Source organism: Microcystis aeruginosa NIES-843 (genome assembly GCF_000010625.1).
Classification (GTDB): domain Bacteria; phylum Cyanobacteriota; class Cyanobacteriia; order Cyanobacteriales; family Microcystaceae; genus Microcystis; species Microcystis aeruginosa.
Genome location: NC_010296.1, coordinates 2,450,453 through 2,473,212 on the forward strand (window position 1 = coordinate 2,450,453; position 22,760 = coordinate 2,473,212).

At 43.1% G+C, this 22,760-nt stretch carries 18 protein-coding genes, 2 tRNA genes and 7 pseudogenes; 4 read left to right on the top strand and 23 right to left on the bottom strand.

The genetic code is table 11. The annotated features are described in order from the left end of the window. Positions 1 to 78 precede the first annotated feature (78 nt). On the top strand, positions 79 to 1,737 hold the full coding sequence (locus MAE_RS11855; protein ID WP_012265792.1) for an IS1634 family transposase: 1,659 nt from the start codon (positions 79 to 81) through the stop codon (positions 1,735 to 1,737). An 895-nt stretch (positions 1,738 to 2,632) separates the two neighbouring features. Here the strand turns inward: MAE_RS11855 and MAE_RS29460 are convergent. The 3 genes from MAE_RS29460 to MAE_RS11865 all read right to left on the bottom strand — a co-directional run bounded on the left by MAE_RS29460 (position 2,633) and on the right by MAE_RS11865 (position 4,517). Beyond that, positions 2,633 to 2,791 carry a hypothetical protein gene (locus tag MAE_RS29460; protein ID WP_231859771.1) on the bottom strand — a complete coding sequence of 53 codons (159 nt, stop codon included), beginning with the start codon at positions 2,789 to 2,791 and terminating at the stop codon, positions 2,633 to 2,635. 287 nt (positions 2,792 to 3,078) lie between these two features. Beyond that, positions 3,079 to 3,150 (bottom strand) — tRNA-Gly (locus MAE_RS11860). 320 nt (positions 3,151 to 3,470) lie between these two features. Next, entirely contained in the window at positions 3,471 to 4,517 is a 1,047-nt protein-coding gene (locus MAE_RS11865) for a glucokinase (RefSeq protein ID WP_012265795.1), read from the bottom strand. A 288-nt stretch (positions 4,518 to 4,805) separates the two neighbouring features. Here MAE_RS11865 and MAE_RS11870 point away from each other — a divergent pair, with 288 nt between their 5' ends. Further along, the gene (locus MAE_RS11870; RefSeq protein WP_002766539.1) at positions 4,806 to 5,447 is read left to right on the top strand and encodes a hypothetical protein; all 642 of its coding nucleotides are present in this window, start codon (positions 4,806 to 4,808) and stop codon (positions 5,445 to 5,447) included. Between the two features lie 328 nt (positions 5,448 to 5,775). On the opposite strand, the pseudogene MAE_RS36075 reads toward MAE_RS11870, so the two are convergent. The 5 pseudogenes from MAE_RS36075 to MAE_RS32105 all read right to left on the bottom strand — a co-directional run. Further along, positions 5,776 to 5,955: pseudogene (locus tag MAE_RS36075) on the bottom strand (hypothetical protein); the annotation flags it as partial. 249 nt (positions 5,956 to 6,204) lie between these two features. Continuing rightward, positions 6,205 to 6,444: pseudogene (locus tag MAE_RS29470) on the bottom strand (Uma2 family endonuclease); the annotation flags it as partial. A 157-nt stretch (positions 6,445 to 6,601) separates the two neighbouring features. Next, positions 6,602 to 7,174: pseudogene (locus tag MAE_RS34335) on the bottom strand (IS110 family transposase); the annotation flags it as partial. 219 nt (positions 7,175 to 7,393) lie between these two features. Then, positions 7,394 to 7,780: pseudogene (locus MAE_RS36410) on the bottom strand (IS110 family transposase); the annotation flags it as partial. A gap of 220 nt (positions 7,781 to 8,000) precedes the next feature. Beyond that, positions 8,001 to 8,114, bottom strand: a pseudogene (locus MAE_RS32105) (Uma2 family endonuclease); the annotation flags it as partial. 150 nt (positions 8,115 to 8,264) lie between these two features. On the opposite strand from MAE_RS32105, the gene MAE_RS11890 reads away from it, so the two are divergent. Further along, entirely contained in the window at positions 8,265 to 9,335 is a 1,071-nt protein-coding gene (locus MAE_RS11890) for an IS630-like element ISMae27 family transposase (protein WP_012265278.1), read from the top strand. Positions 9,336 to 9,451: 116 nt separating this feature from the next. On the opposite strand, the gene MAE_RS11895 is transcribed toward MAE_RS11890, so the two are convergent. From MAE_RS11895 to MAE_RS33360, 14 genes and pseudogenes are all read right to left on the bottom strand, one after another. Beyond that, on the bottom strand, positions 9,452 to 9,739 hold the full coding sequence (locus MAE_RS11895; protein WP_002798884.1) for a hypothetical protein: 288 nt from the start codon (positions 9,737 to 9,739) through the stop codon (positions 9,452 to 9,454). A gap of 14 nt (positions 9,740 to 9,753) precedes the next feature. Next, the gene (upp, locus tag MAE_RS11900) at positions 9,754 to 10,407 is read right to left on the bottom strand and encodes a uracil phosphoribosyltransferase (protein ID WP_012265802.1); all 654 of its coding nucleotides are present in this window, start codon (positions 10,405 to 10,407) and stop codon (positions 9,754 to 9,756) included. 223 nt (positions 10,408 to 10,630) lie between these two features. After that, positions 10,631 to 10,813 carry a 30S ribosomal protein S21 gene (gene rpsU, locus MAE_RS11905; RefSeq protein WP_002738938.1) on the bottom strand — a complete coding sequence of 61 codons (183 nt, stop codon included), beginning with the start codon at positions 10,811 to 10,813 and terminating at the stop codon, positions 10,631 to 10,633. Between the two features lie 66 nt (positions 10,814 to 10,879). Continuing rightward, positions 10,880 to 11,233 carry a metal-sensing transcriptional repressor gene (locus tag MAE_RS11910; protein WP_002781887.1) on the bottom strand — a complete coding sequence of 118 codons (354 nt, stop codon included), beginning with the start codon at positions 11,231 to 11,233 and terminating at the stop codon, positions 10,880 to 10,882. Positions 11,234 to 11,403: 170 nt separating this feature from the next. Next, a tRNA-Thr gene (locus MAE_RS11915) sits at positions 11,404 to 11,475 on the bottom strand. Positions 11,476 to 11,654: 179 nt separating this feature from the next. Then, positions 11,655 to 13,553 carry an NAD(P)H-quinone oxidoreductase subunit F gene (locus MAE_RS11925; RefSeq protein ID WP_004162467.1) on the bottom strand — a complete coding sequence of 633 codons (1,899 nt, stop codon included), beginning with the start codon at positions 13,551 to 13,553 and terminating at the stop codon, positions 11,655 to 11,657. A gap of 582 nt (positions 13,554 to 14,135) precedes the next feature. After that, positions 14,136 to 14,264 carry a hypothetical protein gene (locus tag MAE_RS35720; protein WP_269453987.1) on the bottom strand — a complete coding sequence of 43 codons (129 nt, stop codon included), beginning with the start codon at positions 14,262 to 14,264 and terminating at the stop codon, positions 14,136 to 14,138. 62 nt (positions 14,265 to 14,326) lie between these two features. Then, positions 14,327 to 15,010, bottom strand: a complete 684-nt coding sequence (locus MAE_RS11930; RefSeq protein ID WP_004162466.1) for a PHP domain-containing protein — start codon at positions 15,008 to 15,010, stop codon at positions 14,327 to 14,329. Between the two features lie 294 nt (positions 15,011 to 15,304). After that, positions 15,305 to 15,448: a hypothetical protein gene (locus MAE_RS33355; RefSeq protein ID WP_158303520.1), complete on the bottom strand. Its 144-nt coding sequence runs from the start codon at positions 15,446 to 15,448 to the stop codon at positions 15,305 to 15,307. Continuing rightward, a pseudogene (locus MAE_RS36415) lies at positions 15,445 to 15,573 on the bottom strand (RNA-guided endonuclease TnpB family protein); the annotation flags it as partial. The gene MAE_RS33355 and the pseudogene MAE_RS36415, both read right to left, overlap by 4 nt. 14 nt (positions 15,574 to 15,587) lie before the next feature. Beyond that, positions 15,588 to 16,745 (bottom strand): IS630-like element ISMae23 family transposase, encoded by a 1,158-nt coding sequence (locus tag MAE_RS11940; protein WP_012265805.1) that lies wholly within the window; start codon positions 16,743 to 16,745, stop codon positions 15,588 to 15,590. Positions 16,746 to 16,787: 42 nt separating this feature from the next. Beyond that, a pseudogene (locus MAE_RS11945) lies at positions 16,788 to 17,319 on the bottom strand (RNA-guided endonuclease TnpB family protein); the annotation flags it as partial. Positions 17,320 to 17,330: 11 nt separating this feature from the next. Then, the gene (locus MAE_RS11950) at positions 17,331 to 18,566 is read right to left on the bottom strand and encodes an IS701 family transposase (protein ID WP_080506973.1); all 1,236 of its coding nucleotides are present in this window, start codon (positions 18,564 to 18,566) and stop codon (positions 17,331 to 17,333) included. A gap of 887 nt (positions 18,567 to 19,453) precedes the next feature. Next, positions 19,454 to 19,603, bottom strand: a complete 150-nt coding sequence (locus MAE_RS33360) for a hypothetical protein (RefSeq protein ID WP_012263821.1) — start codon at positions 19,601 to 19,603, stop codon at positions 19,454 to 19,456. Positions 19,604 to 19,914: 311 nt separating this feature from the next. On the opposite strand from MAE_RS33360, the gene MAE_RS29490 reads away from it, so the two are divergent. Continuing rightward, positions 19,915 to 20,073 (top strand): hypothetical protein, encoded by a 159-nt coding sequence (locus MAE_RS29490; RefSeq protein WP_231859771.1) that lies wholly within the window; start codon positions 19,915 to 19,917, stop codon positions 20,071 to 20,073. 331 nt (positions 20,074 to 20,404) lie between these two features. Here the strand turns inward: MAE_RS29490 and MAE_RS29500 are convergent. Further along, positions 20,405 to 21,627, bottom strand: a protein-coding gene (locus tag MAE_RS29500) for an ISAzo13-like element ISMae28 family transposase (protein ID WP_125730310.1) whose coding sequence is annotated in 2 segments (ribosomal slippage) — positions 20,405 to 21,147 and positions 21,147 to 21,627 — 1,224 coding nt in all. Because the reading frame shifts where the segments join, the coding sequence is not laid out codon by codon here. Between the last annotated feature and the right edge of the window lie 1,133 nt (positions 21,628 to 22,760).

Consider the following 22,760-nt stretch of genomic DNA (forward strand, 5'->3'; position numbering starts at 1 on the left):
CGCTAGGGGGGTCTTGAGACCCCTAATTATGAAAAAATAGGAATTGTTGGAAAACTGAGGCGAGTGGACTGTTCGACCATGAATCAATCAACAGAAATTGAAGTCAAAAATCTAGACCATCTGGGATTAGTAGCCGGAATTATCGATGAAATAGGAATCGTTGAAATTATCAACGAACAAGTCTCAATTGAGCGAGGAGAAATTGTCACAGCGGGGCAAGTAGTGAAAGCAATTATCCTGAATGGATTGGGATTTGTCTCCCGAGCCTTGTATTTATTTCCTCAATTTTTTGAAGATAAAGCAACCGAACATCTGCTGGGAGAGGGCATCGAACCCAAGCACTTGAATGATGATAAAATTGGTCGAGTAATGGACAAACTTTATCAACTGGATGTTTCGGGTATTTTCCTACTCATCAGTTTAGCCGCCGTGAAAAAATTTGGTGTAGCAACCGAGAACTCCCATTTAGATTCGACTTCTCTATCAGTAGAAGGAGAATATAAAAAGGAATACCCAACAGTAGAAATCCTGAAATCAGGAGCAGTGGGAGAAGAAATTGAAACCAGACAACAGCCAATAAAAATTACCTACGGATACTCCCGCGACCGAAGACCTGACTTAAAACAATTTATGATTGACTTAATCGTAAGTGGGGATGGAGATGTACCTTTATTCCTGAAAGTAGGGGACGGAAATGAAGCGGACAAAGCGGTTTTTGGTCAAATCGCCCGAGAATTTAAAAAACAAGTTGACTTTGACAGTTTAATAGTCGGCGATAGCGCCCTCTATAGCAAAGAGAATTTAAAACTAATGAAAGAAATGCGTTGGTTGTCTCGAGTACCATTAAGCATTAAAGAGGCTCAAGAGTTGGTTGATAGCATCTCAGAAAAAGAGTTAACCGATTCAGAAATACCGGGTTATTCCTGGCGGGAAACCATCTCTAACTATGGGGGGATAGAACAAAGATGGTTGCTAGTTGAAAGTCAAGCTAGACAAGAATCAGACTTGAAAAAATTAGAGAAAAAAATCGAGCAGGAAAAGAATTCTGCCCAAGAAAAAATCCGGCAACTATCCCGAAGAGAATTTGAGAATAGAGCGGTGGCGTTGGCGATAGCCAAAGGATTATCTGACTCCTTAAAATCTCATCAGTTAACGGAGATTAAAGTCAATCTCATTCCGCCTGAGTCCCAGGGGTCAAAACTCAAATCAAAAGACGATTTACCCTCTCAAAGCTATCAAGTTCAAGCCGAATTAGAGTTGAATTTGACCGCCATTGAGAGGCTAAAGAAACGAGCAGGACGATTCGTTTTAGCAACTAACGATTTGGAGAAACAACGATTAAGCAGTGAGGATATACTCAAAAAATATAAAGGGCAACAAGCTCCGGAAAGAGGATTTTCTTTTCTCAAAGACCCCTGCTTTTTTGCCCACAGTGTCTTTCTCAAATCTCCCCATAGAATCGAGGTCATGGCCATGCTCATGGGCTTGTGCCTGCTGGTTTATACTATTGGTCAAAGACAACTTCGTTTAAGTTTAAAACAGCAGGAGACGGGACTGAAAAATCCGTTGGGTAAGTTAACTGACCGACCGACGTTACGCTGGATATTTCAGTGCTTTCAAGGGATTCATCTCGTCCGTATTCAAGACAATCAAAAGATTAGCAACTTAACGGATGAGAGGCGCAACATTTTGAGATTTTTTCCCAAACCTTGCCAGGAATATTATCTCTTATCTTGACCAGATGGATTGACTTCAAGGGGTGACAAAACAAAGCGAGCAACTGGAACATCTCCCCCTAGATGTTAAGTCTGATTGCCTAGTCATTCTCAACAAGCACTGTTTATTGAGAATGACCGGGGGAACTCTGAAATTTTCGGCTTAGTTGCCGGCAGCTTGCCGCCAACTCACTCCTCTAGATAAGTATTTTGACTCACGCCCCTTCCTCTTTTGAGACGTTGTGACACTTAGGGTGCGGAATGTGGGTTCTGATCTGACAACGCCATAAGCTTAGACGCATTTAAGTTTCCTACTCGTATCCCTATCTACAAGGCGTTCCAGGATATTAAAGTGCAATGTAAGTGCGTCTAAGCTTATTCAGAGCTTGATTTCTGCCCTAAAAACAAGGGATTGCCTAACGCACCCTACCCAACTACTAGAAGAATAACGCAATCTCAACAATGTAATCTACTTGGGTTATCGTACAGCCCTTATCTAAAGACTTGTGTGATTTGAAGCGGTCAAGGAAGTATTTGTGGTCACAGGTAAGCTATACTTTGCACGGCTACAACTTGCATTTTTTACTCAAGGACAATAAGTAGGGGCTGCTGAAAAAGTTTTTCGTGGGGGCAGGGTGTGGGGTGTGGGGTGTGGGGTGTGGGGTTTTACCCATTTTCAGGTGGTCAATTACCTAATTTTCAGGGAAAAAATCCCTAAATTTTCCCCCCAATCACTCCAATGGTAGGCACTTTTTCAGGGAAAAAAAGTCTAAAAGCCTTATCCAACAAGGTTTTTAGATTTATTCAGCAAACCCTAAGTAGTCGTGCAAAATTAATTTCCTAGTGAAGATAGGCAAGAGGCAAGAGGCAAGAGGCAAGAGGTGGTTAGATATGTGTAATTAATTTTGCTTAGGTACTTATAGGTAAAAATTCTCAGCGTCAAGTACCAGAGAAACCAAGTATTTTAGGTTCTTCGTTACTTGGTATGGTTCAATAGGGTGGCATAAATCGACTAAATCCTTATCTGGTAAGAGATTTGATTGATTAGTTCGCTCTAGATCGAAAACAATTAACAAAAATCGCCAAATGTCTTTCTCTATGAGAGTTTCATTCCTTATAACCCTGTACGTTGCATAAGACAAACCGAAGAACCGTATTTTAGAGGTTTTGAACTGTATCGTAGGGCATAGGAGAACAGGCTTCTGTAAGGTCGCGAAAGTCTGAGGAGAGAACCACCTCTGAGTTGGATTTCGCCAGGAATCTAATTCAAGTGGACTCGTTGAGCCAGAAATTCACAGCAGTGATGCGAGAAGAATCCACGTCCGTTTACGGCGTGGGGTATGTCAAATCAATTGTCGTCAGAAGCGGGTAACGCGACTCGAACGCGCGACATTCACCTTGGGAAGGTGACGTTCTACCACTGAACTATACCCGCAAAAGTCTCCCTAATCATAGCATTGACCCCCCAGCCAGAGCAACTGCCCTAGGCTGTTTTCCATCACCGCGCCAGTGCAGTTTGTCGGCAAAACTGGCCCGGTCGCAATTTAACATTTTTTCTTGACAGGACAGTAGGGCTTTTTCTAGCTGTTGATCGGCATTTTTTAGGCTTTCTAGCCGCTTTTGTCGATAAACCCCAAAAATAACATCTAAGCCCGCCCAAGCACAGCCAAGGGCAGGAAAACCGTCATGGAGAACATTTTTTTGATCGCTTACCTCAATCGCTGCTGCTGTTGGTAAAATCCAGTCAACCCTCCCTCATAGCTGACTAGCGCAGGAAACTGCCCCCATTAGTCCCACTTGGGCATTAAGGACGATATGGACGGGAATATTGCTTAATAGCTCCCTCATCCGACCTTTAGCCCGAAAAGCCTTCATAAAGCTCCCCTCAGTCATTAGGGGAAGATTTTTGGCCGCAATCCCCCCCGCTATGTATAATCCTCCGTAGGGAAGCAACTTGAGGGCTAAATTGCCCGCTTCCGCACCGTAGGCCTCGACAAAGATTTTCATGGTTTGATAACAGAGATCATCCGAGTCATCTTGGGCAAAACTGGCAATTTTAGCCGCTAAATCCACGGTTTTTTGTGGTTTACCCATTTCTGCTAACCAAGTGCGGTAAATTTCCGCCATGGCTGGCGATGACTGACTAGAGTTACTATCGTGGAGAAATCGATAGATAGAAGTGATTCCAGGACCAGAAACCACTCGCTCCACCGAAAGGCGCTCGATATTATAGAGTTCCAAGAGATAATTTAATAGTTGATATTCTAAACTCGATCGAGGGGCAAAATCGGCGTGGGAACCCTCACTAGCAAACACCTGATATTTACCCTTCGACACAGGAATCAAAAAACCCTCTCCTAACCCCGTCCCCGCACCGATAACCGCAATCGGGGCCTCTGGTACTGTTGGGGCCGACTGTAGATTGTGCAGCTCCTCTGGGGCTAATCCTAACACCCCATAACCGATCGCCGCAAAATCATTAATTAATTTTACCCGCTCAATCTGCAGCTCGTGGCTTAGGCGGTCGCCAGTTAGAGACCAACTTAAATTAGTCAATTCGGAACTATTGTTAACCACTGGACCGGCAATACCGAAACAAGCTTTTTCCACTGGGGGAATAGTGGTTTGTCGGGCTAAAAACTGCTGGACGATCGGCACCAGATCGGGGTATTGTTTACTAGGATAAATTTCTTGATCGAGAGTAATTAGCCGGGGTTGGGGACTATCCGATGAGTTTTGGCAATCCACTAAACGCAGGATTGTTTTAGTTCCCCCGATATCTCCCCCTAAAAGAATCGTCATGCTGGTTTTTCCCTGAGTTTGTCCCCATAATTATAGTTTTTTACCCTTTCTATCAGGCAAATTTAAAGGCCACTAATTCTATACTATAGTGAAAGATGGTAATGCCTAAGCCCTAATTAAGGATTGATTAATCGTCGCTCCGGGGCTGGAATGGGGATTTGCCAGAGGACAGAAACGGGACTTAAAGACATTTTAGGTCTAACTGTAGCCTCAAGGCGATCGATAGGGCGGCAGAACCTATCACTGTCCCCATAACTTTTAAGATAGACCAGAGAGGGAGAAATTAGCTTGGGTGTAGAACTTCGCAGTTACGTTTATCTTGACAATTTACAGCTTCAACACGCCGCTTACATCGGTACAGTCGCCCAAGGATTTTTACCCTTACCCGGGGATGCTTCCCTCTGGATTGAAATTTCCCCCGGCATCGAGATTAATCGCATCACCGATATTGCCCTCAAATCCGCCGTGGTTCGTCCGGGGGTTCTATTCGTAGAACGACTCTACGGACTCTTAGAACTCCATTCTAGCAGTCAGGGAGAGGTCAGGGCGGCCGGTCAGGCAATTTTGCAGTATTTAGGCGTTAGTCAGCGCGATTGTCTGAAACCGCAAATTGTCTCTAGCCAAATTATTCGCAACATTGACGCTTACCAAGCCCAATTAATTAACCGTAGTTCTCGGGGTATGATGTTAATGGCGGGACAGACTTTATACGTTCTAGAAGTGCAACCGGCCGCCTACGCTTCCCTGGCCGCTAATCAGGCCGAAAAAGCTGCTTTAATTAATATCCTACACGTTACTTCCGTGGGCAGTTTTGGCCGCTTATATTTAGGGGGAGAAGAACGAGATATTATCGCCGGTTCCAGGGCGGCAGTTTCAGCTTTAGAAAATATTCAAGGTCGAGCTTTTCCGGGTAGCGACAAAAAAGAATAGGCTAACAAAGGCAAAAGGCAGGAGGTAAGGGTGCATCTCATTTTTGTCAATCTACCAATTGGGATTTTTACTTGGAAACTCTCGGCTAAAATTGGGCATTACTTCCGATTTTATTACTCAATCCAAGCTTTTGGGGGGTTCTACCCCCCAAACCCCTAGGGCTGTTTCATTCTCCCATCAGAATATCAAAAGTAAAAGCGATCACTGTCAGGTAAAATGATAAGTGACCGCCAACTTTTTAAATATATGTTGAGCTTAATAGAAAAACTAAAACAAGTCAAGGACTTTCGGAAAGATAAAGGAAAAAGACACCCTTTATGGATAAGTAGGGTCTGCTGAATAAATCTAAAAACCTTGTTGCATAAGACTTTTGGACTTTTTTCCCCTCAAAAAGTGCCAGCCATTGCGGGGATCGGGGGGAAAATTCCTGGACTTTTTCCCTGAAAATTAGGTAGTTGACCACCTGAAAATCGATAAAACCCCACACCCCACACCCCACACCCCACACCCTGCCCCCAGGAAAAGCTTTTTCAGCAAACCCTAAGTAGTCGTGCAAAATTAATTTCCTAGTCGAGACTCCGAGACTCCGAGACTCCGAGACTCCGAGACAGGAGACTCCGAGACGGGAGACTCCGAGACGGGAGACGGGAGACAGCTATTAGGGATCGGATTTGAGTTTTCAGTTCACTGTTTCCTCACACCAGAAGTCTGACGGAGTAGTGGCTTAGATGTGTAATTAATTTTGCTTAGGTACTTACTCACTATTATACTTCTCGGAAATTACCTCTAAAAACAAAATCGGCAAGATATACTTTTCTTGCCACAAAACATAGCTTAACCGACCTCTTTCTCCCGTATCATGGTTGACTCCAAGGGACAAGAAACCATCGGGTACAAAAGCTGATTCCTCTGGATTATAATAGACAGCCATATCTACCCCAAAATACCAATCATCTCGACTGGTCCAAATTAAGGCTAATAAACTTAGCAGTAGCGACTGTCTTGATTGTCAAGGGGTAACTCAAAAAACAATCAAGGAGTTGCTGTCGAACCTAAAATCTCAAGCCAGAAAAAAGCGCAGCAAAAACTAAGTCGCTCAGGTTAAACCAAAGCAAGCGCAACCCTTGATCAGAGATAACAAAAAGTGTGAATCTCTAGGAACAAGGTGGTAAATTGTCAGCAAGCTGCCAAGGCTGATTTTGGCGAACCATTGCATTAAGAATAACTAAGATTTTCCGCACACAAGCAGTCAGAGCCAGTTTTTTTGATTTACCTCGTCCGACTAGGCGTTCGTAAAAGGTTTTAATCACCGGATTATGACCCATAGCTACCACCGCTCCCATGTAAAGAGTCGCCCGAATCTGAGCGCGACCTCCCTGAATCATTCGCTTACCTTTATGTTGACCACTATCAGGATTAATCGGTGCGACACCGACTAAGCGAGAGATTTGTTTGGCGGTTAATTGACCGAGTTCTGGTAAGTCGGAGACGAGAGTAGTAGAAATTACTTGACCAATCCCCGGCACGGTTTTGAGTAAATTAACTTTCTCGAGCCATTGTTGGTTAGCTTGGGTCAATTCCTCAATTTCTTGATTGAGTTTTTCGAGGCAGTTATCGAGATACTCAAGATGGGCTTCGATATCGACCAAAGCTTTACCGCGAGCGCGTTCCCGTCGGTTTTTTTCGGCAGTCCGCATCTCGACAAGTTGCCGGCGACGACTAATTAGGGTTGGCTGAATAAATCTAAAAACCTTGTTGGGTAAGACTTTTAGACTTTTTGTCAATCAAAAAGTACCCGGCATGGGAGTGATCAGGGGGAAAATTCCGGGACTTTTTCCCTGAAAATTAGGTAATTGGCCACCTCAAAACCGGTAAAACCCCACACCCCACACCCCACACCCCACACCCTGCCCCCAGGAAAAACTTTTTCAGCAGACCCTAATTAAGTCGCCCAATTGACGAGATTCTTCCGACTCAACCGCTAATATTTGCGGTTGCATTGCCTCGCCAAAATGAGCTAAGATTTGAGCGTCAATGGCATCGGTTTTGGCTAATTTACCAGTAGCTTTGGCAAAGTCTCTTCCTTGACGGGGATTAATTAAGGCTACAGGTAAATCCGCTTCTTGTAATTGAATCACCAGTTCAGTTTCTCAACCTCCTGTCGCTTCCAGAACGATGAGGTTGACAGTGTAGGATTTTAGGGTTTCGACCAGTTTAGATATGTCCTCCTTTGTGTTAGCAACTTTCATCGCTTTACCGAGGGGACGAAGGTAAACATCTAGGGTCGCTTTACTAATGTCAATGCCTACCCATTGAGAGATATTTTCCCTGATTGAACCTAACTAAAGCAAGCAGAATTGATGGTTATTTTGGAGAGCATCCCCTTGATTTTACTCATCCTTGCCCGATACGGTCTCTTAGCTTAACAATTGATTGTTTTCGCCACGACCCCGGCGACTGTTCGAGTTTTGTCAGGGAGATTATGGTGGTGACCCTTGCTACGAAGCGGTCTTTTCCGACCAAGGTTGGGACGGTCTACCACCTCTCTCAATATACAAGGTTGGGAATATCATTCTGTAACTGATTATCCACTGGAGTTTCGTCGGAAGAGGGCAAGTCTTCGGCGCTGGGAAGAGGGCGATTTTTGTTATAGGTGAGGTTAACCATAGCTCCCGCAAGCGTGGTGTTTGATTACTGCTAATTCTAACGGAAAATTACGGTTTTAGATTTCGTTGTTTTTGTGCGATCAAGTCTAATACCATTTTTCAAAAAGTATGTCATACTTGGTAAAGGTATAGTTTGTGTGGTAAAAAGGCAATGAGTGGAGTCCCTAATATTAATGTTGCTGAGTCAGTAGAAGACTTAAAATCCTTGTTGAAGCAACAAGTAACCTCTTTAAACTTTGCTAAAGTACAATCCCTGTATCTACTAAAAATTAAGGAGGTAGAAACGGTTCGTCATCTCGCCGTGTTAATAGGACGCTCAGAAAGAACTATTCATCGCTGGTTAAGTTGTTATCGAGAAGGAGGGATAGAAAATCTCTTGTCAGAACCAGAAAAACTGGGAAGACCCAAAAAGATTTCAGTGGAAGAAGCCGCTCTAATTCAGAATGAATTAAAAGACCCAGAAGGATTTCAAAGTTATAAAGAAATTCATTTTTGGGTATCAATTATTTTAGAAATACCCACCAGTTATATAACTGTTTACCGTCTCGTAAGAAATGAATTACAAGCTAAATTAAAAGTGGCTCGACCTCAAAATTTAAAACAATTACCAGGAGAAGTAAAAATATTCCAAAATAATCTATCTGAACAGCTACAAGCTTTACTAGAAAAGGAATCTGAAAAAGTTAGTCAATATTTAAAAGTCCGCTTCTGGTGTCAAGATGAAAGTCGCTTCGGCTGTCATACCATTGTCAGAGATAAAATAACAATTAAAGGCATAAAGCCCCTTGGTAATTTTCAGTATAATTTTCAATATCTCTGGCTCTATGGTTTAATAGAACCTCGAACAGGTAGCAGTTTTTTCTATGAATTTTCTCATTTAGATGGGGAATGTTTTAATCAATATTTAACGCTTTTTTCTCAAGCTTTTTCTGAGGAATTACATATTATTCAATTAGATAATGCTCCCGCACATACGGCGACCGACCTAGAAATACCTGATAATATTATCCTATTTTATCAACCTCCCTATTGTCCAGAAGTAAATCCAATTGAGAGAGTTTGGCTATATTTGAAAAACCTATTGGCCTGGGGCAATTTTAACTCCCTTGATAACTTAAGAAGTAAACTTTACCATCTTTTAAATTCTCTATCCAATGACACGATCGGGTATTTGACGGGATGGTCTTGGATTTTAGAAGCTCTATGTCTGTCAGGAATTTAGAAAAATGGTATAAGCGATGATTGTTTTTCCTGGTTGCAAGGCTCTGCCTAATTGTCAACACATTATTCTTAAGATATTATCCAACAAGGTTTTTAGATTTATTCAGCCAGCCCTATTTAATGATCGCTACCGTTTTCCTGTACCGCTCCTAACTGTTGACGCACATCATCGATCGCTAGATTTAACTGGGCAATTTTATCTTCTAAACTGCGGCGGGCCACTTCCATGCCTTCCTCTGGAGTCAAGCGCCCATTGCGGCTCTCCTCCAAAAAAGCTTGATTATCCCCATCTGCTAAACCGCGACGGCCGCGATTAGCCAACACTGTCCCCAAAACACCGCCCACTAAACCACCGACAATCGCACCGGCTAAAAAACCGCCCGTAAACCCATCTCGCTGACTCATAATCCCTTTTTCTCCTAATAGGTTCCAAAAGCTCGATCGCCGGCATCGCCCAATCCCGGCACGATGTAACCGCCGCTATTTAATCCTTCATCGATAATAGCCGTATAGATGTTCAAGCTGGGATAATTTTGACTCAATTTCTGTAAAGCTGGCGGGGCAGCCACCACGGAAATCAGGCGAATCAGGGTAGGATCAACGCCTCTGCCGGTAATTTCTGCCATTGCCATGGAAATTGATCCCCCCGTGGCTAACATCGGTTCGAGAATTAAGACTCTCGTGGCCGGATCAAAACTGGCCGGTAATTTATTTAAATAACAACTCACCTCCAGGGTTTCCTCATTTCTGGCCAAACCGAGGTGATAGGTACTAGCTAGGGGTAAAAGGCTTTGGGCCCCTTCCAACAGGGCTAATCCTGCCCTTAAAATCGGAACTACGGCGATCGGTACGCTAGGATCGATAAAAGTAGCGGCACATTCCGCTAGAGGGGTTTTAACGCTAGTTTCCAGGGTCGGCAACCATTGCCGCGCCGCTTCGTAGGTTAACCAGCGCCCTAGTTCCGTCATCGCTGTTTTAAACAGTACCGAGGGGGTATTTTGATCGCGGGCGACCGCCAGCCAATGCTTAACCAGAGGATGTTCGGGAACGTAGACCCGCAGTTGTAATACCATGAAAACACTAGAACTCGATCGAGGGCTAAACTTTATCTTAAGCGAAAAAGCCTTCAGGAGTCAGTTATCAGTGATCAGTGATCAGTAATCAGCTTTTTTCTCCCTATCTCCCCATCCCCCAACCCCACACCCCACTTCCCACACCCCTAAAACCCAACCCCCACCACTAGGTTAAAATAAAAGCAAGCCAGAAGCTTGCGAGCGGCTTCTGACTTGGGGAGTTTTAACGACGACGGGTTCTTTGTCGTCTCCGGGCTACTGCTTTACGCTTTCTCTTTTCTTGAGGGGTTTCAAAAAATTGATGCTTTTTGATATCCGCATAAATTCCCGCTTTCGCTACCTGTCGCTTAAAACGACGCAGGGCTGATTCGATCGCCTCGTTCTGACCAACTACCACTTGGGTCATTAACCTAATTCACCTCCTGTAATCGCTCTCTGCCTAAAAAATGCCAACTTCTCATTATAGCACAATCTAGGGTAAAAAGCGATCCAAGGCGGCCTTTAATTCTTCAATTTCTGTCTCGATACTACCTTCCTGGGCAGCCCGGGCAATACATTCGCTCAGATGTTCGTCGAGGATCATTCTGGCGACGCGATCAATCGCCCCGCGAATAGCGGCAATTTGCATCAAAACTTCGGGACAGGGACGATTTTCCGATACCATCGTCTTGATGCCGCGAATATGTCCTTCGATGCGCGAGAGACGGTTAATAATTTGCTTCAGGGAAGCTTCGCTATGGACGTGGGGAGTCCCTTTTGACTCGTGGTCATGTCCCGTCTCGTCGTGGTTGTGAAGGGGGTCGAAAGGGGTAATTTGATTAGTCAAGACCTTACCGTCAATTCAGTTCTACTCTCTAGTGTGCCACAGTTGCGAACCCCAGTCCCTAGAATGGTTTTGTCTGGTTTAAATTTCCGTTCAGGGGTCTTCGGTTTGAAAGTGGGAAGTGGGAAGTGGGAAGTAGGTTTTTTAAAGTTCGATTGGGAGTGAGAGATTAAAGCTGGTGATGGGATTTGAACCCGCGACCGGCTGATTACAAATCAGCTGCTCTACCACTGAGCTACACCAGCATTTTTGACCAACCAATTATAACACAAATAGGGCTTGCTGAAAAAGTTTTTCCCGCGGGCAGGGTGTGGGGTTTTAAGCTAAGACCGATTTTAACCGTCTGTCCCCCCCGAGCAGATTCATCCCGCTGCTTTCCCTCCCTAGTCCGCGACCGGAAGACTAGGGAGCGATACACAGAGGTTCAATGAGTCAAAAGGGATGACCAATAATCAGTTATCAATGACCATTGACCGTTTAATAAGAGCCAGATTAATCCCCCTATTCCCAAAAGAATAGTCAAAACATAAAACTGTGATTGACCAGAAACATTATACTTTAAGGCACTGCCGCTAAAAATCGTCGCTAAACTGACCAAATTAACCAGACCATCAATAATATAACGATCGAGCCAAGCGGTAATTTTTGACAGGCTTCCCACCGCTAAAACCACGGTAAACTGATAGATGCGATCAAGATAGAAGTCATAAGCGAACAAATCTTGCAAGAATCGCAGGATTAACCCAGTTGGTCTCGCCCAAGCTCGTCTTAACTCTACCATTAACCCGATAACTAGGCCAATTACTCCAGAGGCCATCAGTAAGGGAAAACCCCAGACAATAGTAAAACTCTGGTTATTAACGAGAGGATTGGTGAAAGATAGCCAAAAATCCCAACGTAGGGGAATAATCGGGGCCAATAAAACGATTAAAATCAACGATACCATGGGCAAAGCCATCGGCCAAGCCACTTCCGGGGTGCGATGGGTCTTACTTTGGGTTTGTCCCAAAAAGACTAAACGAAAGACCCGCGTGAGATTGACGATGCTAAGACAATTAACAAAGATTAAAACCGCTAATAACCACCAAGGAATCGCCCATTCACCACTTAACCACCGTTTTAATGTCCAAAACATCCCCAGGGGCATTAAAACCGTCATCCCCGCGGAACCTCCTAAAAAGGCCGTGGTTGTAGCCGGCATTCTTGCCCAAATTCCCCCCATTTCCGTGATATTCTGGTTACTGGTGGTGAGAATTAAGGCTCCTGCGCTCATAAACAATAAAGCTTTTGCAATCGCATGGGAGAATAAAATTAGTAAAGCGATATCCACATGACCTAATCCCACCGCAATAAAGACCAAACCGAGATAGGCACTGGTGGAGTGGCATAAAACCCGTTTAATATCAATTTGGGATAAGGCCATCAGAGAAGTACCAATTGCCGTCATTGTCCCCAACACTATTAAAACATTGGCAGCGATCGGAGATAGGGTAAACACCGGCTGCAGCTTAATTAAAACATAGGCCCCCGCCGAAACCACGATCGAATTCCGCATGATTCCGGCTGGATTTGGTCCCTCCATCGCCTCATCTAGCCACAAATTCAGGGGAAATTGGGCGCATTTACCCGTTGGACCAGCAATAAGGGCTAATCCTAACAAAGTCGCCGTCAGAGGCGGTACAGGGTTATTTACTGCCCAATTTTCTAACTGAGAAAAACTCAATCCTTCTCCGTAACTGGACAGAGCCACCAAACCCATCAATAAAATAATATCGCCGACGCGCTTGGTTAAAAAGGCATCTCGGGCCGCGGTTACTACCAAAGGTTGGGCATACCAAAAACCGACGAGGAGATAGGTAGAGACCGTTAACATCTCTAGGAAAGCGTAACTGAATAGTAGGGAGTCACTCAGGGCAATTCCCCCCAAAGCTGCCTCAAAAAAGCCCATTAAGCCATAAAATCTCGCCAAAGACCAATCCTTTTCCATGTAGCCAAGGGCATAGATTTGGGCCAAGAGACTGACGAGGGTAATCACTTCCAGCGTCCCCAAACTGACGGGAGAAAGTTCGATCGAAAGGGATAAACTAAGATCGGCCACTTTTACCCATTCAAAAGTCAGTTTAATCGTCTCTCGATGCCAAATTTGATTAAAAGCGATCGTTCCGTGTATTAACCCTAATACGGTCATCAATAGGTTAATATAAGCGGCCGGCCGCGGACCGGTGCGACTAATAATGCCTAAAGACCAAGGCAAGGTTAAAATCGAACCAATTAAGCCATAAATGGGAATTAACCAGCAAGTGTAAAGGAATAAATCTTTCATTCAGGGTGTTGGGGTGTTGGGGTGTTGGGGTGTTGGGGTGTTAGGGTGTTAGGGTGTTAGGGTTTTAGGGTGTTAGGGTGTTAGGGTTTTAGTTGAAATTCCCCATTCCCCCATTTCCCCATTTCCCCATTTCCCCATTTCCCCACTTCCCCACTTCCCCACTTCCCTGTTTTTGGCCATAAAAAACTAACACTCGATCGAGAAGGGAGCGAGTTTAGTCAATTTAGTTATTTTACAGTTAATCCCGGGATCAGGCTAAATGCGCTGTAATAAAGATTTACCGTGGGAATCGGTGCTACAGGTGGCGAATAGGTGTTAGGGTTTTAGGGTGTTAGGGTGTTAGGGTTTTAGTTGAAATTCCCCATTTCCCCATTTCCCCATTTCCCCACTTCCCCACTTCCCCACTTCCCTGTTTTTGGCCATAAAAAACTAACACTCGATCGAGAAGGGAGCGAGTTTAGTCAATTTAGTTATTTTACAGTTAATCCCGGGATCAGGCTAAATGCGCTGTAATAAAGATTTACCGTGGGAATCGGTGCTACAGGTGGCGAATAGGTGTTAGGGTTTTAGGGTGTTAGGGTGTTAGGGTTTTAGTTGAAATTCCCCATTTCCCCATTCCCCCATTTCCCCATTTCCCCATTTCCCCATTTCCCCACTTCCCCACTTCCCCACTTCCCCACTTCCCTGTTTTTGGCCATAAAAAACTAACACTCGATCGAGAAGGGAGCGAGTTTAGTCAATTTAGTTATTTTACAGTTAATCCCGGGATCAGGCTAAATGCGCTGTAATAAAGATTTACCGTGGGAATCGGTGCTACAGGTGGCAAATAATTGATATTGACGACTAAGAGCGAGAGCTTGTTCGGTTTCCCGTTGACTCGGTAGCCAGGGTTTGGGATTGCCGTAGGCATAAAAGGCCTCAATACCATCAATACCCAATTCTACCGCCGCCGCTACTAAATCGGCTGCGGGGCGATGGTAACGAAAGGGATGGGCGAGAACCACTAAGGCCCCCGCTTGCTGTAAACTGTTAATGACTCTAGAGGCCAAAGCTAGATCTCCTTCCGGTTTGGCTCTTTGCAGATAGGGAGTCAAAACGGTATGAGTAGGATCGAAACCATAGCCAAGAATATGCACTTCTGTCTCTAAGAGATTCGCCGTAATTTCTACCCCTGTCCAGAGATGGGGTAGAGAACCCTTTAAATGCTCATTTTCTAGCCAAATTTGGGCTTGTCGATAACCTTCGATCGAGTGATGATCAGTAATTGCTAATCCTTTTAGTCCGATGTCTAACGCTTGTCTCATCAAGTCTTGGGGACTCATTTGACCATCGGAACAATGGGTATGAAGATGGAAATTGTAATGGTAGGGACAACTATCATAGCCGACATTTGCCCACACCGCTTTCAGGGCGAGGGTATCTTGAGCTAGGGGTGGAATTGTAGCAGAAACGACCATGCAGTATTGAGGAAATTTCCCAAAGATTACAAATTGTTAACAATCAGCATAGCAAATACCAAAAAAAATTGGGTAGCTGCTGTTACCACTAATACTAAATCCTGTTTCAAAGGTGTGGGGAAGTGGGGAAGTAGGGAAGTGGGGAAATGGGGAAATGGGGAAATGGGGGAATGGGGAATTTCAACTATAGCGTTTCCTGTTCGCAAGAGGTACACTATCGATGTTGAAAAGCTTAATTAGCAAAGGTTTAAGTGTGCCACACAGGTGTGAGAACCGCTATAAAACCCTAACACCCTAACACCCTAACACCCTAACACCCCACACCCCACACCCTGCCCCCAGGAAAAACTTTTTGCCGCAAACCCTAACTAGAAAAACTTTTAGTCTTGACTTGACATCCTCGCCGCCGTGAAACGGACGGTGATTCCCAAACCTCACGATTTAGGTTTCTGCTTCTTTCCCGAAGGATTTTTCGCACCTGCCTTAACAGATTTACTCTGTTCTGGTCTTATGGTCGCTCTACAGACTGACACCGCAAGCCCTGCGGCCAAAATATTTTTACTAAGCTTTTACGCATTTAAGTTACATTGACAGCATTACCCTTATTTTTAAGTTTTCTACTCCATTTAATAATCAATCCCCCTTCATTTAAAAGCTGATTGACTACTTTTTCCAGTTCTTCTTTATTTTCAAATTCTCGATTAGCTATGTATTCTTTAGCGGAATGCCATACTAATTCTATTAGGTTGTAATCTGGACTATAAGCTGGTAAAAACTCTAGCCTAATATTGGGCAACTCTTTTTCCACCTGCTCAATAACATCTTTCTTTTTGTGATAACTAGCATTGTCTAATATGATGATAATTTTCGGTCCTTTTTCTCGAAAATCTTCGGGCAGATTTCCCAAGTTTATCCATTCTTGACGAATCTCTTCATGAAGTTTCTTTAATTGTTCATGGAAAGTTTCTGAATTTCCTTTTTTGATCATAAAACAGACTCGTTTTTTGTCATTATATCTTAAGGCTCCCATCACATTCACCCTTCCTCTTTTTCTTTGTCCATTCACTTTTTTTCGCTTTCCTTTTTTTGTCCAAGCTCTCCTTCTTATTACTCTCAAACTAAATCCACACTCATGAGGGGCTGTGTGGCGAACCTGCGTCGCCACCTTGAAAGCCCCGTCCCAAAACCATACCTGGATTGACTCTGGCTTTTCTTTAGCCAACCTTAAATATTCATCTAATTTTTCTTTAAATGCTTTTCTTAATTTCTTGTCTTGCTTATCTTCTAGACTATATTTCGCCCAGATATACACATACTTTTTTCTTCTCAATATTCTTCTCACTTGCGAGCCACTCAGTTTAATTCCTGTTTCCTTTTCTAGATGCTCTGCTAATCTTGCCGCTGTCCATCTCCCGAATTCATATCCAAATTCCTTCGGGTCTTCATCAACTATTTTTAATAGTAAATTAATATATTCCTCTGTGGCTTTTTTATGATTTCCATTTTTTCTCCCATCTTCTAGACTTTCTAAATTGTTAGGATCGCCGTGAACACACCAAGGGGCGACCGTTTTGAGTGAACAGCCAATAAAGTCAGCTATTTCTCGTTGAGTTTTTCCGTCGTTTAGCAAGAGAAACATTAAAATTCTTTCCCTAACCTCTGCTCTTTCTTCTTCTTTAAGAGCTTTTTGTAAGTTTTTCTTTTCTTCTAAGTCTAGGAAATCTTTGGCTGGCATAAGTAGGATTTTTCTAAAATTACTATTTCTATTTTAGGTGGTTTAAGTGCGTTTTAGCTTAGCGTTAATATCTCGGTCATGGTGAGTCCCACAGTCTGGACAGTCCCATTCTCGAACATTTAACGGCATTTTCAAGGGCAATATACCCGCAATTACTACACCTTTTAGAGCTAGGAAACCATCTATCTATTTCGATGTAATTTCTCCCATACCAACGGCATTTATAGGCTAATTGTCGGGTGATTTCTCCCCAGCTTACATCAGATATTGCCTGAGATAATTTCGGGTTTTTGACCATATTCTTGACGGCTAAATTCTCAACCACAATCGTTTGGTTTTCACGAACTAATTGAGTGGTTAGCTTATGTAAATGGTCTTTTCTACTATCGGTGATTTGAGCGTGAATCTTGGCTACTTTGATTCTTGCTTTTTCCCGATTTTTTGACCCTTTCTGTTTTCTAGAAAGGCTTTTTTGGGCCTTTCGCAGTCTCCGATAATGCTTTTTAAAATGCTTGGGATTAGACACTTTATCGCCATCGCTGGTAATCACGAGGCTACTAATTCCTAATGGGACTTAAACAAATTTCAAGCCCAAACAAAGCCTAAACTGGCTTTGTAAGCGGCAAACACATCCCGATTCTCGGTCAGCCACTCAAAGAAACGGAAAGACATCGCTGTCCGAAAAGCTTCCAAGGCTTCCACAAAAGTGTTTAAAGGTCGATTCGCCCACCGCCTTTGCAATCCCCCAGTTAACTTATGCCACAGGATAAATGTATAGGCACAAAACACCAGGATAAAATGACGAAGTAAGCTTCGTTTATCCCTGACTTGATATTCCCTTAACCCTAACCATCCTTTGGCTTCTCGGTAGAATACTTCCACCCAATTTCTTTCGGTGTAAGTCCTCACTATCCACGAAGCTGTTACTGTATCTGCCTCAACTACATTGGTGATGAAATAGTCCACCTCTGTGGCTTTTTCCATTGAACTTGCATTCATGACGATCGCCAAGTTCCTTTCTCCTTCTAGTTGAGATATTTTCGCTCTGAATACCGCTACCCAAACCGTTTTCTCTTTATCTAGATTTAGGGTGATTTTCTCCCAATCCTTTTCTGATAGGCTTTTTGCTAGTTGCTCAAGCTGGATTGTTTCTTCCACACCCCCTTCTTTTTCAATAATTACTTTTCGATTTTTTGCCAATCCTCCTAAGTATTTTAGCTTTCTTTCTTCCAGGGCTTTGAGAAAATTTGTGTTGTTGCCATAACCAGCATCTATTAAGACGATTTTCGGTCGATAGCCTCTGGTTAAGCTCCGGTCAATTAAATCTATCGCTATCTCTGGTTTCTTCTTAAATTCTTTGTCTTCTTTCCCCTCGGCTAAGGAACTAGCCGGTTGATAAATTTCAATGTCTAGGGGGACACTTTTTTTGCCGTCGTAGAGATGAGTAGTGACGGCGACTATTCCGTTGTCTGTCTTGCCAATTTCTCCTAGGTACTGCCTGCCAACTCCGGCGGTCAGATTGCCACTTTTTCGATGTCCTGAGTCATCGACAATCAGGGAAAATCCTCGGGGGATTTGCGTCTGGCGGCATTGGTTCATCACTTGCAACCGACATTCATTCACCTGACGGTCTGACCAAGGAGATTCGGTCAAAAAGTGATGTAATCGGTTATAAACTACTCCGACGGCATTATTGGCCATTTGAGTGAGGTTTTTCCTCTCACTTTCCCCTAATAATCCTCCTAAATAGGGCTGGCTGAATAAATCTAAAAACCTTGTTGGATAAGACTTTTGGACTTTTTTCCCCTCAAAAAGTACCAGATATGGGAGTGATCAGGGGTAAATTCAGGGACTTTTTCCCTGAAAATTAGGTAATTGACCCCCTCAAAATCGGTAAAACCCCACACCCGTTACAGTAGAGCAGGAAGTCGCCTTCCCACCCCCTGCTTCAAAACCGGACTTACGACTTTCGCCGTATCCGGCTCCTGAGTAACTAGGCTACTGTCATTAGTAGAATAATAATGGGAATTATTATTTCCTTGTCTATTCAACCCTCTTGGCTGTATCCCCACCAGACAAGATTGTTGGTTTTAGGGCGTATATGACCGTTGATTGTTGCTTAGACTTCCTAGTTACCCGTCCTTTGTCAGCATATCTTTGATATTACTCAAAGCCTTGGCTTTTAAGGACATCCTCTCCCTCTATTGACTTGCGGATGGTTTCCTACTGCCCCGAACGGGCAGAGTCAATCAGGGTTACTTCGTTCCCTATAACCATTGGTTGAACCCTTAGGATGATACTGTCCACAACAGAGTAACGGGAATGCCTTACTGATAGTGGTATGAGCTATCAGCCCCAACTCTGTTAACTTTTGTTTCGAGCCTGTCAGCCTTTTGGCTCGTGGGTGTTGACGATGGTTAATTCGTATCTTCGCCCCAGGGCTATCCATAGGTTCTGGCTCAACGGGTTTCTGATTTAGGCTATCAGATACCGCTTTTTTTTTCCTCGCTCACTACCTCAGATGTACCAAGTCTAAAGCAGCAGGAAATGCCGTCACTCTAGGCATCTAGAGGACAGGACTAAGGTTATTACTAACCCGCACCTGTAGGGTTATAAAGTTATCAAGGTACTACATTTACCAAGCGGCTAATCCTCTAAACGTCTTACTGTCTAGTTTCTAGCCAACGAATCGCACCACACCCCACACCCTACACCCTGCCCCTAGGAAAAACTTTTTCAGCAGACCCTAAATATTGTCTGAAGCCGTTTTTTTGCGCTTCGTTTTTGAAGCAATTGTCAAACCGCCGACACCATCGGTCAAAGCATGGGGGCATCGCGGCTGGGGTTGTCTCTTTCATCGCTGATCTTTCAACGTAAAGTGCTTATTCTTTAACAATTATACTCTATTATACTCTTGTTGATCGTTTAAGTCCCACTAGCATCACTGCTGAGAATTTCTGGCTCAACGAGTCCACTTGAATTAGATTCCTGGCGAAATCCAACTCAGAGGTGGTTCTCTCCTCAGACTTTCGCGACCTTACAGAAGCCTGTTCTCCTATGCCCTACGATACAGTTCAAAACCTCTAAAATACGGTTCTTCGGTTTGTCTTATGCAACGTACAGGGTTATAAGGAATGAAACTCTCATAGAGAAAGACATTTGGCGATTTTTGTTAATTGTTTTCGATCTAGAGCGAACTAATCAATCAAATCTCTTACCAGATAAGGATTTAGTCGATTTATGCCACCCTATTGAACCATACCAAGTAACGAAGAACCTAAAATACTTGGTTTCTCTGGTACTTGACGCTGAGAATTTTTACCTATAAGTACCTAAGCAAAATTAAGGGACTTCCAGAGAATAAAATACCCAACAAAAAAATAGAAAAGTGTTTTTTTGAAAAAGTAATTATTTTTGTCTAGGAAAACAAAGAGTCTCCCATTATACCATTTTTCTTTATTTGCGTCACAACGAATGAAGGTTTGGCAAGCATTCGAGCGTGGATGTCTGTCATGGATTTAGAAATTTGGTATTACAACCTATTTTTCCGAAAAAATAGGCAGCACAAACTCTTATACTTCCGAGCTTTTTCGAGTATAACAAGGACAAGTTAAAGAATCAAAGACAGTTTTTAGCTAACCATCTTAGTTAACTACAAACTAGGTCTTATCATAATAGATATCAATAAACCATTGTCCCAAATCGGGAAAGTCTTGATTCGTTGATTCTGTGAGACGTTCGATTTTTTCTTCGATTTTTTCCATGGCTTTTTTAGTAAGCTTTACTCCTTTTTCATAAGTTTCAGTAATCAACTTAACAATCGGGTGTTTTCCTTTCCAAGTCATAGTTTGGGCGAATTTCAAAGCCGTTTCGATTTCATCTAAAATACTCCCATTCCAAGGGTTTTCTAACACAGCCCAGGTTCGTTCAATAGGATTATATTTACTATGGTAAGGGGGATAGTAAGCTAAACGTATATTAACTTGATATTTTTGGGAAAACTCAACTATACGTTTCATGAACTGAGTTCGTCTCGAATTATTTTCTGGTCCATTATCTTGATTAATTATCAAAGTTTTAATTTTCTCAAAACGAGATTTTTCCGACTCCCAGAAATCTTCTAATATATCAACAATAAAGTCACTGGTGACTGTGGAGGCAGTGAAATACAAAAACAACTCATCAAATTCTGGAATAAATATTCCGTAAGGGGTTAGGGTTGTTTTCGGATTAAAATCATGATCGTTTGTTTCGACAGTTATTCTATTCTTACCTCCTCGATCAAATAGTCCAATATTAACACGGGCTTTGGCATCCAAACTAAGACGTAACATCGTAGGGTCTTCATCCGCTTCCCGATTAATGTTAGCTAATTCCTCAAAGATTGCCTCGGTTTCTGGAATTTTTTTTGAGGTAAAACTTTAGCGACTCTTTTCAGACGATAACCTAAGTTATTTAATTTAACCCGAATAGTTTCCTCGCTCGGTAAATCCTCATCACTGTACCCATATTTAGAGATTAATTGCTTTCGGACTTCGGCCGCACTCAGTCTCACATAAAGCCTTTGGCTTTTAAAACTTGGGTCAGTTTGGCTTTGAGAATCCACTAAACTTTTGATGTTTTCCAATAGAAAAGGTAAATGTTCTTCTGCTTTTTTCCGCCCCTTAGCTGAATGATTATCAACACAAATAATACCTCTTTTTAGTTCTTTAATTCCTTTACGAATAGTAGTTCGATTCCAGCCTAACTCCTGTGCAGCAAGGGTTTGTCCCCCATAGCCTAATTCTAAGACTGTTTGGGCCATGAATCTTCTTTTAGCTGCACCTTTTAATTGAAGTGCAGTTTCACTGAGCAATTTCTTGAGGGAATCAGTTAATTCCATATACACTTACAAAGAAAAACTTGATTAATAATGTACAGGATTAATTCTACTACAAAATTGGAAGGAGGAGGCAACCATCGACCCCTACCTCCTACACTCCGAGAATGATTATTATTCTTGAGCATGAATAGTTTATTTTTTGGAAGTCCCTAATTACACATATCTAACCACCTCTTGCCTCTTGCCTCTTGCCTATCTTCACTAGGAAATTAATTTTGCACGACTACTTAGGGTTTGCTGAATAAATCTAAAAACCTTGTTGGATAAGACTTTTGGACTTTTTTCCCCTCAAAAAGTACCAGATATGGGAGTGATCAGGGGTAAATTCAGGGACTTTTTCCCTGAAAATTAGGTAATTGACCCCCTCAAAATCGGTCAAACCCCACACCCGTTACAGTAGAGCAGGAAGTCGCCTTCCCACCCCCTGCTTCAAAACCGGACTTACGACTTTCGCCGTATCCGGCTCCTGAGTAACTAGGCTACTGTCATTAGTAGAATAATAATGGGAATTATTATTTCCTTGTCTATTCAACCCTCTTGGCTGTATCCCCACCAGACAAGATTGTTGGTTTTAGGGCGTATATGACCGTTGATTGTTGCTTAGACTTCCTAGTTACCCGTCCTTTGTCAGCATATCTTTGATATTACTCAAAGCCTTGGCTTTTAAGGACATCCTCTCCCTCTATTGACTTGCGGATGGTTTCCTACTGCCCCGAACGGGCAGAGTCAATCAGGGTTACTTCGTTCCCTATAACCATTGGTTGAACCATTAGGATGATACTGTCCACAACAGAGCAACGGGAATGCCTTACTGATAGTGGTGTAAGCTATCAGCCCCAACTCTGTTAACTTTTGTTTCGAGCCTGTCAGCCTTTTGGCTCGTGGGTGTTGACGATGGTTAATTCGTATCTTCGCCCCAGGGCTATCCATAAGTTCTGGCTCAACGGGTTTCTGATTTAGGCTATCAGATACCGCTTTTTTTTCCTCGCTCACTACCTCAGATGTACCAAGTCTAAAGCAGCAGGAAATGCCGTCACTCTAGGCATCTAGAGGACAGGACTAAGGTTATTACTAACCCGCACCTGTAGGGTTATAAAGTTATCAAGGTACTACATTTACCAAGCGGCTAATCC

Excerpts from the sequence above, each read along its gene's own strand:
- MAE_RS11855 (WP_012265792.1), top strand. The coding sequence starts at position 79 with ATGAATCAATCAACAGAAATTGAAGTCAAAAATCTAGACCATCTGGGA.
- MAE_RS11865 (WP_012265795.1), bottom strand. The coding sequence starts at position 4,517 with ATGACGATTCTTTTAGGGGGAGATATCGGGGGAACTAAAACAATCCTG.
- MAE_RS11890 (WP_012265278.1), top strand. The coding sequence starts at position 8,265 with ATGAGTGGAGTCCCTAATATTAATGTTGCTGAGTCAGTAGAAGACTTA.
- MAE_RS11895 (WP_002798884.1), bottom strand. The coding sequence starts at position 9,739 with ATGAGTCAGCGAGATGGGTTTACGGGCGGTTTTTTAGCCGGTGCGATT.
- upp (WP_012265802.1), bottom strand. The coding sequence starts at position 10,407 with ATGGTATTACAACTGCGGGTCTACGTTCCCGAACATCCTCTGGTTAAG.
- rpsU (WP_002738938.1), bottom strand. The coding sequence starts at position 10,813 with ATGACCCAAGTGGTAGTTGGTCAGAACGAGGCGATCGAATCAGCCCTG.
- MAE_RS11925 (WP_004162467.1), bottom strand. The coding sequence starts at position 13,553 with ATGAAAGATTTATTCCTTTACACTTGCTGGTTAATTCCCATTTATGGC.
- MAE_RS11930 (WP_004162466.1), bottom strand. The coding sequence starts at position 15,010 with ATGGTCGTTTCTGCTACAATTCCACCCCTAGCTCAAGATACCCTCGCC.
- MAE_RS11940 (WP_012265805.1), bottom strand. The coding sequence starts at position 16,745 with ATGCCAGCCAAAGATTTCCTAGACTTAGAAGAAAAGAAAAACTTACAA.
- MAE_RS33360 (WP_012263821.1), bottom strand. The coding sequence starts at position 19,603 with ATGAAAGAGACAACCCCAGCCGCGATGCCCCCATGCTTTGACCGATGG.